This is a genomic window from Devosia ureilytica (genome assembly GCF_024273195.1).
GTDB classification, from domain to species: Bacteria; Pseudomonadota; Alphaproteobacteria; order Rhizobiales; family Devosiaceae; genus Devosia; species Devosia ureilytica.
In genome coordinates this window covers 34,335-49,735 of the sequence record NZ_JAMZCU010000001.1, presented here as the reverse complement: position 1 = coordinate 49,735, position 15,401 = coordinate 34,335, and the positions used below count along the sequence as shown (strand labels likewise).

Sequence of the window (15,401 nt, the reverse complement as noted above, 5' to 3'; positions counted from 1 at the left end):
CAACCTACATATGGACAACAATTAAGCAATCCCTCTCGGGGTCGTCCGTCAGCTTATCCAAGCCTTGGCTCGCTCGAGCTTGGAAGGGTACCAGCGTCAGCAGCACCCCTTCTCCAAGTGACAGGACAAAGGCCCATCCTTGCGAAAACCACACAAACCCGATACCGCTCGCGCTATGAGCTTCAATAAGTTTCCGCCCAAACCAAAATACGATCCCGATACCGGACCGGTCTATCTCTATGGCCTGCATACGGTGCGCGCTGCGCTGGACAATCCCGGCCGCCTGAAAAAGGCGCTGCTGGCGACGCCCAATGCGCTCAATCGCCTCAGGGAAACCGGCGAGATCGGCAAGGTCAAGGTGACCGAGTCCACCCCCAAGGAGCTCGACCGCCTGCTGGGCGGCGATGCCGTGCACCAGGGCGTGGCGCTGGAAGTCGATCCGGTCAGCAAGTTTGGCCTCGATGACATCGCCCAGCTCAATCTGGTCGTGGTCCTGGATCAATTGACCGATCCGCACAATGTCGGCGCAATCCTGCGCACCGCCTGTGCCTTCGGCGCCGATGCCGTGATCACCACCGCCCGCCACTCGCCGCGCGAAACTGGCGTCATGGCCAAGGCTGCCTCCGGCGCGCTGGATCTGGTGCCCATGATCGAGGTGCGCAATCTCGGCAATACGCTCGAAAACCTCAAGCAGCGCGGCATGTTAGTGCTGGGCTTTGATTCAGAGGCTGAAGCGCCCCTGCGCCCCCGCACGGATTCCCGACCCATGGCCGTGGTGCTCGGCGCCGAGGGCAAGGGCCTGCGGCAGCGCACCCGCGAATTGTGCGACGAGATGGTGCGACTCGACATGCCCGGCCCGATCAAGTCGCTCAACGTCTCCAATGCCGCCGCCATAGCGCTGTTTGCGGCCACGGCAGGACGGGTCGCGTGAGCACGTTCGAACCCTTTGCCATGGCCCTTCGCCTGTCCGGCGTCACCCTGGCGCAGCAGGAGCTCGACACCGCTCTCAAGCAATTGAGCGTGCGCTATGAGCCGGAAGACGCTGACAACAGCTTCTACGCCCAGATCGACGTGGCTGTAGACAACCCCGTGCGCGCCATTCTCGACCTGGCCGAACGTTCCGGCCCGACCATTGCTGCCATGCTCGACGACCGTCGCATCGGCAAGGCCGTACTCGACATCGCTTTCGACTACCCCGTGGAAGGCGAAGCCATGTCCGCCCGCCTGCCCGCTCATGCCGCCGCGGCCATTGCTGTCCATGGCGTGGATATCGAATTTTCAGTCTATCTCACGGACGTCGAGGACGACGAAGAAGAATGAGCGACGCATTGCGCAATTGGGCCGGGAACATCGCCTTTGGAGCTTCCTCCCTGGCGCGGCCCAAAAGCATTGAAGAGCTGCAGGACATCGTCAGCCAGGCCGACAAGGTGCGGACCCTTGGGTCCGGGCATTCGTTCAATCGCATTGCCGATACTGGCGGCACCATCATTTCGCTCTCCCAGCTCGAGCGCACCATCCGCATCGATGCGGTCGCCAACACCGTCACAGTGGACGGTGGCGCCACCTATGCCGATGTCGCACCCAAGTTGCACCAGGCCGGCTACGCCCTGCGCAATGTGGCCTCGCTGCCCAATATCACCATTGCCGGCGCGGTGGTGACGGCGACCCATGGCTCGGGCGATGCCAACCAGAACCTGGCCGCAGCGGTCGCTGCGATCAAAATTGTCGGACCGACAGGCGAAATCACCGCCATGCGGCGCGGCGAACCGGACTTTGACGGCGCCGTCGTCAATCTGGGCGCCCTGGGCATCCTTTCCGAATTGACGCTGGACCTGGTCCCTGCGTTCGACGTCCGGCAGAATGTTTACCTCGACCTGCCCGTCCTTACCCTTGTGGACAATTTTCACGAGCTGATGGGCCGGGCCTATAGCGTCAGCGTGTTCACCCGTTGGCAGGGCACGCATGCTGATATGGTCTGGGTCAAATCGCTTGATGGGGCGGGCACTCCTGCCGATGAGATCCTGGGCGCCCGCGCTGCCACGGGCCCCTCTCACCCCATTCCGGGCATGGATGGCTCGGTCTGCACCGGCCAGATGGGCCTCGTCGGGCCGTGGCACGAACGGCTATTCCATTTTGCCATTGGCAACACCGCTTCGGCAGGTGCCGAACTACAGTCGGAACTTTTCGTCGCCCGCGCTGACGCCCCCGCAGCCATTGCTGCGCTGCATGCCGCACAAGATCAGTTTTCGCCGGCTCTGTTTATCTCCGAAATCCGCTCGGTCGCTGCCGATCAACTCTGGCTCAGCTCCGCCTATCAACAGGATACCATTGGTTTCCACTTCACCTGGAAGCCGGAGTGGGAAACCACGATTGCTGCCGTTAAGGCCGTAGAAGCCGCCTTGGCGCCATTTGCTCCGCGCGCACACTGGGCGAAGGTGTTTACGCTCCCCGCCGCTGATGTGCGGTCCCGCTATCCGCGCCTCGCTGATTTCCGGGCTTTGGCAAACCGCGTCGACCCCAATGGCAAGTTCCGCAACGACTTCGTCACCGCCCTGCTCTTTGATTGATCGCTGGAGCGCTTCAAGCAAAAGTGGCCACGGCTTTGCGGTTCAGAAGCGCAAAAAACAAGGAATTATAGCAGCCTAGCGTTTCAACGAGACGATGAAATGCTCTAGAAGCCATCCACCTCGGCGGTAATGACGCTGCGCCCGAAGATGCCCTGCGCCTTGGGCACGAGACGCACCACCGAATAGCCACGCGCCTCGAGTTCATCGAGAAACCCCGGCAGCATGTCCACGGTACGCTGGTGAATATCATGGAAGAGGACGATGCCGCTGCCCCGCGCGTCCAGGCGCTCCAGCGTCCTTTCCGTCACCACCGCGACACTGTCCGAATAATAGTCCTTGCTGTCGATATCGACGTCCAGCACCACCATGTCGCCTTGCAGCAGCGTGGTGCGCAGATAGCCTGTTTGCGACAGATAGGGAAAGCGGAAGAATGGCGAGAGGTCGTGGCCACCCAGAGCCTCGGCCACCGCCGCCTCACCGCGCGCGATCTCATTGAGCGCAGCCTGACGGGATAATTTGCCCAGGTCGGTGTGGTCATAAGTATGGCTGCCGACCGTATGGCCACGCAGCGCCACCTGCCGCGCCAGCACGGGATTGGCCTTGGCGGCCGAGCCGAGCATCAGGAACGTTGCCTTGACCCCGTGGCGGTCGAGCGCATCGAGAATAACCGGCGTCTTGCCGGCGCGCGGGCCATCATCAAACGTCAGGATGACTTCGCCGGGGCGCAGGGCAATGTCGGCCGTCGAGGCCACTTCCAGAGTACGCCCGGCCAGTTGACTTGCCGAAAAGATGTGGGTGGGCATTGGCTGGGAATGCCGTGCGGCGGCCGTTTGCATGACGTTGCCGGTGACCATCTGATCTGCCAGCGTCGCGCCCGCGCTCACATCGGTGTGGCGGATTGGCTTGGCGCAACCACCAAGGGCGGCGGCAACCAGGCCCGCGACAACAAGCACATGCAACAACCGCAAGTGAGCACCCACACAAACAAATTAACTGGGCTCACTTTTTGTCGATTATGGTTAATATTCCCCTCGCAATTCCTTAAGAACTACTTACCAGCCAAAGACTTGGCCTTGCGTCCCAGAGTATCGAGAGCACTGAGGAACGCTGACCGATCTGCTGGGCGAAAGCCGGGATTGTAGCCCTGGATCTCGCCCGTTTCGCGCAAGTGCTGCTTGAGATCGCGCATCGCCAGCGCCATGCCGATGGAGGCTGTGGTGAAGGGTTTTCCGGTAAACCCCAGCACATGGCACCCCTTGTCGATTGCCCGGCTTGCCAGGGGAATATCGGCCGTCAGGACCACGTCATTGCTCTGTGCATGGTCAACGATCCAGTCGTCTGCGGCGTCCGCCCCTGCCGGCACCACCACGACCCGGACCATCGGATCGCGCGATGGCCGGATGCCGCCATTGCTGACAAAGCAGATGACCAGCCCAAGCCGTTCCGCAACTTTTCGCGCCTCCTCCTTGACGGGGCAGGCATCGGCATCGACGAAAATGGTTGGATCAGGCATCGGAATGGTCGCGTCTGCCCCTCAGTACACCACCACGCTGCGGATGCTTTCGCCCGAATGCATCATCTCGAAGCCCGTGTTGATGTCTTCGAGGCGCAGCGTATGGGTGATCATCGGATCGATCTGGATTTTGCCATCGAGATACCAGTCGACGATTTTCGGCACATCAGTGCGTCCCTTGGCGCCGCCGAAGGCCGTGCCCATCCACGTGCGGCCGGTAACCAGCTGGAATGGGCGGGTGGAAATCTCCTGCCCTGCCCCGGCCACACCGATCACCACTGACTTGCCCCAGCCTCGGTGGCTCGCCTCCAGCGCCTGTCGCATCACCTTGGTATTTCCGGTGCAATCGAAGGTATAGTCGGCACCGCCGATCAGGTCGCCGCGCCGCTTTGTGAGGTTGACCAGAAAGGGGACAATGTCCTCGCCGATCTCGGTGGGATTGACGAAATGGGTCATGCCGAAGCGCTCACCCCATTCCTTCTTGGCATTGTTGAGATCAACGCCAATGATCATGTCCGCACCGGCCAGCTTCAAGCCCTGAATGACATTGAGACCAATTCCGCCCAGGCCAAAGACCACGGCGGTGGCGCCGATCTCGACCTTGGCCGTGTTGATCACCGCGCCGATGCCCGTGGTCACGCCGCAGCCGACGTAGCAAACCTTGTCGAAGGCGGCCGCCGGGTCGATTTTCGCCACGGCGATTTCCGGCAGCACTGTGTAGTTCGAAAAAGTCGAGCAGCCCATATAGTGGAAAATCGGCTTGCCTTCGAACGAGAAGCGCGAGGTGCCGTCCGGCATCAGTCCCTGCCCCTGCGTTGCGCGGATAGCCGTACACAGATTGGTCTTGCCGGAGCGGCACGAATAGCATTCGCGACATTCGGGCGTGTAGAGCGGGATGACATGGTCGCCCTTTTTGAGCGAGGTCACGCCAGGTCCCACATCCACCACCACGCCCGCGCCTTCATGGCCCAGAATGGCCGGGAACAGGCCCTCGGGGTCGGCGCCGGAAAGCGTGAAGTCATCCGTATGGCAGATGCCCGTGGCCTTGATCTCGATCAGTACTTCGCCCGCCTTGGGGCCCTCGAGATCAACCTCGACGATCTCCAATGGCTTGCCAGCAGCAAAGGCAACGGCGGCGCGGGTTTTCATACGGAATCTCCTGGTCGTGTTTGGCGGCAAACTCGCACGCGGGAGACCGGTTCGGCAACCTAGGAGCCGCCACCCAGGCTGAGCAGCACATTGACCGCAGAGGCAAGAATGATGGTGTTGTAGAGGTGCGAAAACACCAGATGCACCGTCACCAGCCGCCGCATCGCATGGCTTTGCACGGTGGTATCCGAGGTTGCCACGGACGTTCCCACGGTGAAGGAAAAATAGATGAAGTCAAAGCCGTCGGGGTCCTGTTCACCTCGAAATCCCAATCCGCCCACGACGCTTCCATCGTCGGTCGATTCTCTGGCCTCGTAATACTCATAGGCATAGTGCAGTGCGCCCATGGTCTGCACCGTAAACCAGCCCAGCAGTACCGACGCCATGCTGGCGGCCACCTCCCATGGATCGGGCTTCTCACCGCTATTGAGCGCCAGGAACAGCGACACCACCGAGGCGACCACCACCACCAGCACGATGAGGAAGATGCCGCCAACCGGCGTATCCTCCTCCTTGGCGTGCTGGCGCAGATAGTCTGCCGTAAGGTGCGGCAGCTTGAGAAAACTCAGGGCAAGAAAACCCACGAAAAGGGCATTGCTGGCCAGGCTGACCGCATAGACGGGGATCAGCCACAGCGTCACTGCCAGCGTCGCCACGCCAAGCGCCAGCCCCAGGTAGAACGGCGCGTGGCGCGGCATGGCGCGCGCCACCACAACATTGGGCTTGCGCGGGGCCGCCTTTGCCGGAGACTTGGTCTGCCTTGAACGTTTCGTCGCCATACACTGGTTTCCCTCGGGACCGCCATGATAGTGGCCTCGAGGAAAACTCGGCTAGCCTGAAATGGCTCCCGGCCCGGGCTCAGCACCCGGAGGCACCTTGCCCATGATGATCATGCCCAGGACCTCGTCCTTGGTCACATCCGAGGTCTTGGCCTGGCCGACGACCTGGCCATTCTTCATCACCACCACCCGGTCCGCGAGATCGAAGACATCGTGGATATCGTGGCTGATAAGGAAAATACCGATCCCGTCGGCTTTGAGCTGCTTGATCAATTCCCCCACCTGCGTCGTCTCCTGCGGCCCGAGGGCGGCAGTCGGCTCGTCCATGATCAGGATGCGGGCGTTGAACAGGATGGCGCGGGCAATCGCGACTGACTGGCGCTGACCACCCGACAGGGCCTTCACCGGCTCCTTGAAGCGACGGAAGTTGGGATTAAGCCGTCCCATCACCTCGCGCGCCTTGGATTCCATGGCCGCATCGTCAAGCGTGCCCAGCGAGGTCACCATCTCGCGCCCGAGGAACAGGTTGGCTGCAGCATCGACATTGTCGGCAACCGCCAGCTGCTGATAGATCGTCTCGATCCCGTAGGCTTTGGCATCGCGCGGATTGTTGATCGTCGCGGCCTCGCCATTGATGCGGATATCTCCGGCATCACGCTTATAGGCACCCGAGAGAATCTTGATCAGCGTCGACTTGCCCGCGCCATTGTGGCCGAGCAGCCCAACCACTTCACCACGATGCAGATTGATCGAGGCATGGTCGACGGCGCGGATGCCGCCGAACGAGATGGAGATGTCGGTCATTTCGACCAGAGGCGTACTGGTATCCAGCATGAACGCAACTCCTAATGCTTGTTCCGGCGGTAGAGCGTGTCGAGCCACACCGCGAAAACCAGAACGATACCAACCACAATGGACTGGAGTGGGCTGTCGATGCCCATGAGCACCATGCCCGATTGCAATGACTGCATGACCAGCGCGCCCAGAAGGGCTCCGGCTATCGAGCCGACACCGCCAGCCAAGGACGTGCCGCCGATGACGGCCGCCGCAATGACATAGAGCTCGTCAAGCGTGCCCAGGGCATTGGTTGCCGCATTGAGGCGCGCGGTCGAAATGGCCGCTGCAATGGCGCAAAGCGCGCCCATCAGCATGAAAATCTTGACCGTCACCCAGCGCGTATTTATGCCCGCTAGTTCGGCCGCCTCGGGATTGCCGCCCATGGCATAGACATAGCGACCAAAGCGGGTGCGGGTGGCAAGGAACGTCATGACGACGCCAACGCCCACCGCAATCAGCACCGGAATAGCGATGCCGTGCGAGATAAACAGCCCGCCCTCGGGCACCGCAATGCCATTGGCATTGGCAAAATTCTCGGCAATGCGGACGGGCCACGGGTAGGCATTGGCCACCCAGACCGCGGCAATGGCCGCGCCGCAGCCGATGATCGCCAGCGAGACTTCGGCCCACACCGGGCGCTGCGGAAAGTTGAAACGCTGACGCTGACGCCGGCCAAAATAAAGCCCGATGACGATGGCCGCGCAGGCAAGGCCGCCGACGACCCAGCTCCAGAAGTTGCCAATGGCACCCGTGGGTCCGCCGCCCATCAACTGGAACGTGGAATCCATCGGCGCGACGGTGCGTCCGGCCGTCACCCACCAGGCGGCGCCGCGCCACACCAGATAACCGCCGAGCGTGACGATGAAGGCCGGCACGCGCAGGTAGGCGATAATCGCGCCCTGAAGGCCACCAATCCCCACGCCAATGACCAGACCGCTGGCCAGCGAGAGCACCCAGATCAGCGGATGACCAAGGCCCAGACCGAGCTGCACCGGCAGGATCTGCGTCTGCATGACGCCCATCACCATGCCGACAACGCCCAGGATGGACCCGACGGACAAATCGATATTGCGGGTGACGATCACCAGCACCATGCCCGTGACCATCACGGCGACAGACGCCGTCTGCACCGACAGATTCCAAAGGTTTCGCGGGGTCAGGAAAAGACCGCCCGAGAAGAAATTGAAGCCGATCCAGATGATGGCCAGGGCCCCGACCATACCCAGAAGACGGGTATCGATCTCGGTTGCCATCAGAAATCGTTGAAGCGGATTTTGCACCATCTGGCTTGGATGCGTGGTGCTGGACATGGCGCGCTGTTCGGCCATCAAGTTCCCCCTAGGAAGCGGCGCTCCGGCGGGCCGAGGCGCAATCCGGTTACGGAAGTGCCGCAGCGCGAACGCCGCGGCACCTCTTCACCAGTCTATGTCAGGACGACCTCAGTTACACGCAGCAACCGAGCCAGCCGCAACGCCCTGGCAGACCACGTCCTTGGAGACCCAACCGGCGTCGATGACGACGTTGAGGTTATCCTTGGTCACGGCAACAGGAGCGATAAAGAAGGCGTTCATTTCAACGCCCTTTGGTCCACCAGCAAACGGAACCACGCCGGTCACCGCGTCAAGAGCGGTGCCACCAGCCAGCTCGAGGGCCACTTCAGCAGCCTTCTTGCCAAGCTCGCGTGCATCCTTCCAAACCGAAACGGTCTGGGTGCCGAGCGCGATACGGTTGAGGGCGGCGTGATCGCCATCCTGCCCCGACACCGGCACCGCACCAGCAAGACCCTGGGCGGCGAGCGCAGCAATGGCGCCACCAGCAGTGCCGTCATTGGAAGCAACGACAGCGTCGACTTCGTTGTTGTTGGCGGTCAGGAACTGTTCCATGTTCGCCTGGGCGACTTCGGGGTTCCAGTTTTCCGTATAGGCTTCGCCGACATTCTTGATGGTCCCGGCATCGATGCCTGCCTGGAGAACTTCCATCTGGCCTTCAAACAGGAAGTCGGCGTTGGGATCGGCCGAATTGCCCTTGATGAAGACATAGTTGCCTTCGGGCTGCACTGCGGCAACACCGGCAGCCTGCAGGCGGCCAACTTCCTTGTTGTCGAAGGTCAGGTAGAAGGCATCGGGATTCTCGATCAGGCGGTCATAGCCAACCACCGGGATACCCTCGGCAACTGCGGCGGCAACGGCCGGGCCGACAGCTTCGCTATCCTGCGCCAGAACGATGATGGCATCGGCACCCTGGCTGATCAGGCTTTCGATATCGGTGAGCTGCTTGGAGGCAGACGACTGCGCGTCAGCCGAAATGTACTGCGCACCGGCAGCCTCGAGTACTGCCTTGATGGCGGCTTCGTCGGTTTTCCAGCGTTCTTCCTGGAAGTTGTTCCAGGAAACGCCGACCACGACCTGATCCTGTGCAATCGCCGTTCCGCAAAGAACTGTCGACGCAAGCAGGACTGCTGCGAATTTGTTCATGTTGTCCTCCCAATGGGCAGCACGCTGCCCGCAATGCAAGTTGGCGGCATAACCCCAACCAGGCGCCGCCTCCCTGCGCCTTTGAGCATTATTTTTATTGCTCGAAAAAACCACTCGCATGTCGCCGAGCGTCGTGTCAACGTCAATTTCGAGCCTCGAAGATATTCATCGGTTGCGGTACAGCCGATTGAGTGGTGATTTGGTCATCGGGGTCGGGGAGATGATTGCTTGACGCGTAACGTCAGCGACAGTGATAGCGTTCGGCGGCTAAATCGCGGGTTGATCCTGGCTGCTCTGCGGTCAGGTGGACCGCAGTCACGCACCGCGCTGGCTGGCGTCACCGGCCTGAGCCACGCCAGTATCACCGCCATCATGCAGGATCTCCTCACCCAGCGCGTTGTGGAAGAACTCACAAGTTCCGGCCGCCCTGACGGCCGCATGCGGGGGCGCCCCGCCACCCTTGTCGGATTCAGACGGGCGGCCGCCTATGTCGCGCTCTTCGAGCTGGACGTAAACCGGCTGCGCGCCTCGCTGGTCGACTATTCCGGCGTCCTGGTGGACCGCATCGAGACCAGCGTCACGCCCACAACCTTCCAGGAGACGACGCCCACGGCGTTTTTCAACGACCACCTCGACAACCTACGCCGGCGCACGCCCAAGGCCACCCAGGCGCTCCGCCGCATTGCTATTTCCGTCCAGGGGATTCTCGACCGCGAGGGCTGCGGGGTGAAATGGTCACCGATTGCCCATCTCGCGGGCGCATCCTTTGTCACCGACCTTGCGCAGCAGTCGGGCCTGCAGGTTACGCTGCACAAGCGCGGCCGCCTGTTGGCCGAGGGCACCCGTTGGCTCGATCCCAATCTGCACGATGCCAGCGTTGCCACCGTGTTCATCGGTTCGACCGTGGCGATGGGGCTGAGCTTGCGTGGCCAGATCACCGGGCGCGGCGAAGGTGGCGCCACCGAATTCGGCCACATGAATCACGCGCCCAATGGAGCGCTGTGCCGTTGCGGCATGCGCGGCTGCATTGAGGCCTATGCGGCGGATTATGGGGTTCTGCGCACCAGCTACTCCGTGCCCGAGACAACGCACCCTGCCCCCGCCGTTCCCGCACAACAATACGAATCCCTTGTGCAGCGCGCCGAAGCGGGCGACCGGGCGGCCACGCACGGCTTCAACCTGGCCGGCCGCGCCATCGGCTTCGGTTTGAGCCGGATGCTGGCGATGTTTGATCCTTCCCATATCCTTCTGGTCGGCCCGGGCGCCCGGGCGCTCCCACTGATGCGCGGCGAGATCGAGGCGGCACTGGCCACCTCCCTGGTATGCAGCATCAACGGCATCCCACTTATTTCTGCGCACCTCGATGAAAAAGAGCCGATCTTTCGAGGTCTGCTCATGAAGACACTGTCATCGGTCGATGAAACCGATATCGCCGCCCTGGCATCCAATGTTTCCATATAAAGGCAGCCACAAGTGGCCCTCGTGCCACCGATTCTATACTTGTGACGTCACGAAGGCCGTTTCGGGAAACTGAAACCCACAGCGATACTACGGGGGCAACCGAACGTGAGTAAACTTGTTGTACCCGTGGTGCTGGCCGGAGGTCAGGGCACCCGCCTCTGGCCCATGTCCCGGTCTGCTCGCCCCAAGCAGTTCCTGCCGCTCACGGGAACAACCAGCCTGTTCCAGAAAACGCTGCAACGTGTAGGCGATGCAACCCGCTACACCGCGCCGATTGTCATCACCAACTCGGACTATCGCTTCATCGTCGCTGAACAGGCCGCAGAAATCGATCTGCCGCTCGCCTGCATCATGCTTGAGCCAGTTGCGCGCAACACTGCCGTCGCGATTGCTGCGGCAGCGACCCAGGCACAGTCGCTTTTTGGCCCAGACGCTGTCCTGCACGTCCTCCCGTCAGACCACGACGTTGACACCTCAAGCGGATATTGGGCGGCGGTCGACCAGGCCGCCGAAGCTGCGCTCAGCGGCCAATTGGTGACCTTCGGCATCCAACCCACTTTGCCGGAAACCGGCTTCGGCTACATCAAAAGCGACGCCCGCATTGGCGAAGGCGCCCGGCCCGTCGAGCGCTTTGTCGAGAAACCGAACATCGAGCGCGCAGCAGGAATGCTCGCAGAGGGCGGCTATTTCTGGAACTCCGGCATGTTCATGCTGGGGGCATCGACCTTTCTGACAGAATGCGAGGCGCTCTCGCCTGACACGTGGCGAGCTGCGCACAATGCGGTGCTCAACTCCCGCGTCGATCTGGACTTCGTGCGACTGGACGAAACCGCTTTTGCCACCGCGCCTAATATCTCGGTCGACTACGCCATCTTTGAAAAAACGGCCAAGGCCGCGGTGGTCGCCGTCGATTTCGCCTGGTCAGACCTGGGTAGCTGGGACGCCGTTTGGAAAAGCGCAGACCACGACATTTCAGGCAATGTGGCCCGAGGCCCGGTGACCCTCGGCAACATCTCCAATTCTCTGGTGATCTCCGACCACGCCCATGTCGCCGTGGACGGCGTTGATGACCTGGCGATCATTGCCACCAATGACGCGGTATATGTCGGCAAACTGTCCGCCGCCCAGAAAGTGGGCGACATGGTCAAGCGGCTGCGCGCCGACCCGCAAACCGCCAGCCTCACAGAAGTCCACCGGACCGCGTATCGTCCTTGGGGTGGCTATACCTCGGTGCTCAGTGGCGACCGTTTTCAGGTCAAGCGCCTCTTTGTGAAGCCGGGCAAGAAGCTCAGCCTGCAAAAGCACCACCATCGCGCCGAGCATTGGATCGTCGTTCGCGGGACCGCTGAAGTCACCGTCGACGGGTCCATTTCCGTCCTGTCCGAAAACGAATCGATTTATTTGCCGCTTGGCTGCGTGCACCGCCTGGCCAATCCCGGAAAGATCGAACTCGAACTGATCGAGGTCCAGACCGGATCCTACCTGGGCGAAGACGACATCATTCGCATAGAAGACGAATTCGGTCGCGCCTGAGTGGCGTCAACCAATATGTTCAAACTTGAAGGGCGCCCAGTGGCGCCCCTCATTGCGATTTTGACCTAGAGTTTCAGGAAGCCATGCAACTGGTCGGCCAGTGCAAGGGGTTCAGCCTCGGCACCGTGCAGCACCAGCTCCGGGTTCGTCGGCGGTTCGAACGGCGAGTCAATGCCGGTGAAGTTCTTGATCTCACCAGCCCGCGCCCGCTTGTAAAGCCCCTTGGGGTCACGCGCTTCGCACACCTCGATGGGCGTATCGACATAGATTTCGGTAAAGTCGATATCCCCGGCAATCTCGCGGGCCAGGCGACGCTCCTTCTCGAACGGCGAGATGAACGAGACCAGAACGATCAACCCCGCATCCGCCATCAATCGGGCAACTTCAGCGACACGACGAATGTTCTCGACGCGCGCCGCCTCGGTGAAACCAAGGTCCTTGTTGAGCCCATGGCGCACGTTGTCGCCGTCCAGAATGTAGGCGTGCTTACCCTCTGCGGTGAGGCGCTTTTCCAGAATATTGGCCACTGACGATTTACCCGAGCCGGACAGGCCGGTGAACCACAGGATGCGGGGCGTCTGCCCCTTCATCTGCGCCCGAACGGTCCGGTTCACGTCAAAGGACTGATAGGTCAGGTTTTGCGCCCGCCGCAGCCCGAAATCGATGGTCCCTGCCCCAAGCGTCGCATTGGAAATGCGATCCACGAGGATAAACCCGCCCGTGAGGGCGTTGACCGCATAGGGGTCGAACGCGATGGGCTTGTCCGTCGCCAGGGTCACCGTCGCAACCTCATTGAGGTCTATCTTGGTAGCAGCTGTCTGTTCCAGCGTATTCACATTGGTGCGGAACTTGAGATCGGTGATCGTCGCCGGCACCGTCTGCGCGCCGATCTTGAGCAGATAGGAACGTCCCGGATAGGCCGGTTCCTCGTTCATCCAGACAATCCTGGCCTGTACCTGGGTGGAATAATCCGGTGTCTCACCCGGATGGGTCAGCACGTCGCCCCGGGAAATATCCACTTCCCGGTCCAACACCAGCGTCACCGCCTGCCCGGCAATGGCACGATCCAGATCGCCATCCATCGTCACGATGCGGCTGATGACCGCCGGCTTGCGCGAGGAAGCAATCAGCACCTCGTCGCCCACCTTCACCGCACCAGATGCAACCGTACCCGAGAACCCCCGAAAATCGAGGTTGGGCCGGTTAACCCATTGTACCGGAAAGCGGAATTTCTGGACCGTACGGTCCTCGGCAACATCGACGGTCTCAAGATATGGCACCAGCGCATCGCCGTCATACCAAGGGGTGTTCTCGCTCGGGCGCAGGATATTGTCGCCGCGCAGGGCCGAAACCGGCACCGCTGCCAAGGTCTTGAAACCCAGCGGCGCGGCAAATGCACGATAGTCTGCAACGATCCGGTCGAACACCTCCTGATCGTAGTCAACCAGGTCGATTTTGTTCACCACCAAAACCACATGCTTCACCCCGATCAGCGACAGAATGAAGCTGTGGCGGCGCGTCTGGGTGAGCACGCCCTTGCGGGCATCTATGAGCACCAGCGCCAATTCGGCGTTGGACGCACCAGTCGCCATATTGCGGGTATATTGCTCATGGCCCGGCGTGTCCGCCACGATGAACTTGCGCTTGTCCGTCGAGAAAAAACGATAGGCAACGTCGATGGTTATGCCCTGTTCGCGCTCAGCCACCAGGCCATCCACCAGCAGCGAGAAGTCGATGCCTTCATCGCCCACAGTGCGGTTGTGGCTTTCCTTCTTGAGGCTCGCCAACTGGTCGTCAAGGATAAGCTGGCTGTCATAAAGCAGCCGTCCGATCAGCGTCGATTTCCCGTCGTCAACGCTCCCGCAGGTGAGAAAGCGCAGCAGCGATTTTTCCGTCTGCTGGGCAAGCCAGAGATCGAGATCGTTATTGGCAGTGGCAGGAACCGCGGACATGCTCAGAAATACCCTTCCTGCTTCTTCTTTTCCATCGATCCGACGCTGTCGCTATCGATCAGCCGGCCTTCGCGCTCCGATGTGCGGCTGGCTTGCATTTCCATGATGATCGAAGGCAGATCGGCGGCATCGGAGCGGATGGCACCCGTCAGCGGATAGCAGCCGAGAGTGCGGAATCGCACCACTTCCTCGCGGGGCGTCTCGCCCGGATTGAGCGGCAGGCGCTCGTCGTCCACCATGATCAATGTGCCGGAACGTTCAACCACCGGCCGGGGCCGCGCGAAATACAGCGGAACAATCGGGATCTGCTCGGAATAGATGTAGGTCCACACGTCAAGCTCGGTCCAGTTGGAGATCGGGAACACCCGCATGCTCTCACCCGGATTAAGCCGCGTGTTGAACGTCCGCCAAAGTTCCGGCCTTTGGTTCTTGGGATCCCAGGCATGGCTGGCATTGCGGTGTGAAAATACCCGCTCCTTGGCGCGCGACTTTTCTTCGTCGCGCCGCGCACCGCCAATGGCAGCATCATACTGGCCGGCGGTCAGAGCCTGGCGCAGGGCTGCGGTCTTCATAATATCGGTGTAGCGCGACGAGCCATGGTCAAATGGATTGATCCCGTCCCGCACGCCATCCTGATTTGTATGGGTGATCAGATCAAACCCATATTCCTCGGCGGTCTTGTCACGGAACGCTATCATTTCGGCAAACTTGAACGTCGTATCGACATGCAGCAGCGGAAACGGAATTTTGCTTGGATAAAAGGCCTTGCGCGCCAGATGCAGCAGCACGCTCGAATCCTTGCCGATGGAATACATCATCACCGGCCGTTCGAAGCTGGCGGCAACTTCGCGCAAGATCTCAATGCTTTCGGCCTCGAGGGCCTGCAAATGCGTCAGTCGGTTCAGGTCCAAGAGTCCATCTCGATTTTAGTGTCAGAAAGTCAGTGCGGCGACACTGCTTCGTACCTCCCCCCGCCCCACACCATCAAGACAGAAACTGCCGGAAATGCGGGAGTTACAAGGCCTTGAGGCAAATTTGTGCACCAACCCGGCAGCGCAGACGAAAGCCCACCCAGACCACGCGATGCGCCGCACAGCACGACGCGCAGAGCCTGCGATCCGCAGAAAAAAAGTTCA

14 protein-coding genes are annotated in these 15,401 nt (G+C 61.2%); 5 read left to right on the top strand and 9 right to left on the bottom strand.

Annotated features, from left to right (window positions below; genetic code table 11):
- Nucleotides 1–175 precede the first annotated feature (175 nt).
- From rlmB to NIM87_RS00235, 3 genes are read left to right on the top strand one after another with little or no spacing between them, the layout of a single operon-like run.
- The gene (gene rlmB, locus NIM87_RS00245; protein ID WP_254672636.1) at nucleotides 176–931 is read left to right on the top strand and encodes a 23S rRNA (guanosine(2251)-2'-O)-methyltransferase RlmB; all 756 of its coding nucleotides are present in this window, start codon (nucleotides 176–178) and stop codon (nucleotides 929–931) included.
- Complete coding sequence (locus NIM87_RS00240) at nucleotides 928–1,320, top strand: hypothetical protein (RefSeq protein WP_254672635.1); 393 nt, start codon at nucleotides 928–930, stop codon at nucleotides 1,318–1,320. Before rlmB ends, NIM87_RS00240 begins: the two co-directional genes overlap by 4 nt.
- Complete coding sequence (locus NIM87_RS00235; protein ID WP_254672634.1) at nucleotides 1,317–2,567, top strand: FAD-binding protein; 1,251 nt, start codon at nucleotides 1,317–1,319, stop codon at nucleotides 2,565–2,567. The genes NIM87_RS00240 and NIM87_RS00235 overlap by 4 nt, the downstream gene beginning before the upstream one ends.
- A gap of 104 nt (nucleotides 2,568–2,671) precedes the next feature.
- Here NIM87_RS00235 and NIM87_RS00230 read toward each other — a convergent pair whose 3' ends face one another.
- The 7 genes from NIM87_RS00230 to xylF all read right to left on the bottom strand — a co-directional run bounded on the left by NIM87_RS00230 (nucleotide 2,672) and on the right by xylF (nucleotide 9,319).
- A complete protein-coding gene (locus NIM87_RS00230) occupies nucleotides 2,672–3,535 on the bottom strand; it encodes a polysaccharide deacetylase family protein (protein WP_254672633.1) in 864 nt (287 codons plus the stop codon).
- A gap of 80 nt (nucleotides 3,536–3,615) precedes the next feature.
- The gene (locus NIM87_RS00225; protein ID WP_254672632.1) at nucleotides 3,616–4,080 is read right to left on the bottom strand and encodes a YaiI/YqxD family protein; all 465 of its coding nucleotides are present in this window, start codon (nucleotides 4,078–4,080) and stop codon (nucleotides 3,616–3,618) included.
- Nucleotides 4,081–4,101: 21 nt separating this feature from the next.
- Nucleotides 4,102–5,229, bottom strand: coding sequence for an S-(hydroxymethyl)glutathione dehydrogenase/class III alcohol dehydrogenase (locus NIM87_RS00220; protein ID WP_254672631.1), 1,128 nt, complete (start codon nucleotides 5,227–5,229; stop codon nucleotides 4,102–4,104).
- A gap of 59 nt (nucleotides 5,230–5,288) precedes the next feature.
- Nucleotides 5,289–6,008 (bottom strand): DUF1345 domain-containing protein, encoded by a 720-nt coding sequence (locus NIM87_RS00215; RefSeq protein ID WP_254672630.1) that lies wholly within the window; start codon nucleotides 6,006–6,008, stop codon nucleotides 5,289–5,291.
- 51 nt (nucleotides 6,009–6,059) lie between these two features.
- Entirely contained in the window at nucleotides 6,060–6,842 is a 783-nt protein-coding gene (locus NIM87_RS00210; protein ID WP_254672629.1) for an ATP-binding cassette domain-containing protein, read from the bottom strand.
- Nucleotides 6,843–6,853: 11 nt separating this feature from the next.
- Nucleotides 6,854–8,173 carry a sugar ABC transporter permease gene (locus tag NIM87_RS00205; RefSeq protein ID WP_254672628.1) on the bottom strand — a complete coding sequence of 440 codons (1,320 nt, stop codon included), beginning with the start codon at nucleotides 8,171–8,173 and terminating at the stop codon, nucleotides 6,854–6,856.
- 111 nt (nucleotides 8,174–8,284) lie between these two features.
- Nucleotides 8,285–9,319 (bottom strand): D-xylose ABC transporter substrate-binding protein, encoded by a 1,035-nt coding sequence (xylF, locus tag NIM87_RS00200; RefSeq protein ID WP_254672627.1) that lies wholly within the window; start codon nucleotides 9,317–9,319, stop codon nucleotides 8,285–8,287.
- Nucleotides 9,320–9,547: 228 nt separating this feature from the next.
- On the opposite strand from xylF, the gene NIM87_RS00195 reads away from it, so the two are divergent.
- Nucleotides 9,548–10,780, top strand: coding sequence for an ROK family protein (locus NIM87_RS00195; protein ID WP_254672626.1), 1,233 nt, complete (start codon nucleotides 9,548–9,550; stop codon nucleotides 10,778–10,780).
- A 105-nt stretch (nucleotides 10,781–10,885) separates the two neighbouring features.
- Nucleotides 10,886–12,313 carry a mannose-1-phosphate guanylyltransferase/mannose-6-phosphate isomerase gene (locus NIM87_RS00190; protein WP_254672625.1) on the top strand — a complete coding sequence of 476 codons (1,428 nt, stop codon included), beginning with the start codon at nucleotides 10,886–10,888 and terminating at the stop codon, nucleotides 12,311–12,313.
- 65 nt (nucleotides 12,314–12,378) lie between these two features.
- Here NIM87_RS00190 and cysN read toward each other — a convergent pair whose 3' ends face one another.
- Nucleotides 12,379–14,265 (bottom strand): sulfate adenylyltransferase subunit CysN, encoded by a 1,887-nt coding sequence (gene cysN, locus NIM87_RS00185; RefSeq protein ID WP_254672624.1) that lies wholly within the window; start codon nucleotides 14,263–14,265, stop codon nucleotides 12,379–12,381.
- Between the two features lie 2 nt (nucleotides 14,266–14,267).
- Entirely contained in the window at nucleotides 14,268–15,170 is a 903-nt protein-coding gene (gene cysD / locus NIM87_RS00180) for a sulfate adenylyltransferase subunit CysD (protein ID WP_254673287.1), read from the bottom strand.
- Between the last annotated feature and the right edge of the window lie 231 nt (nucleotides 15,171–15,401).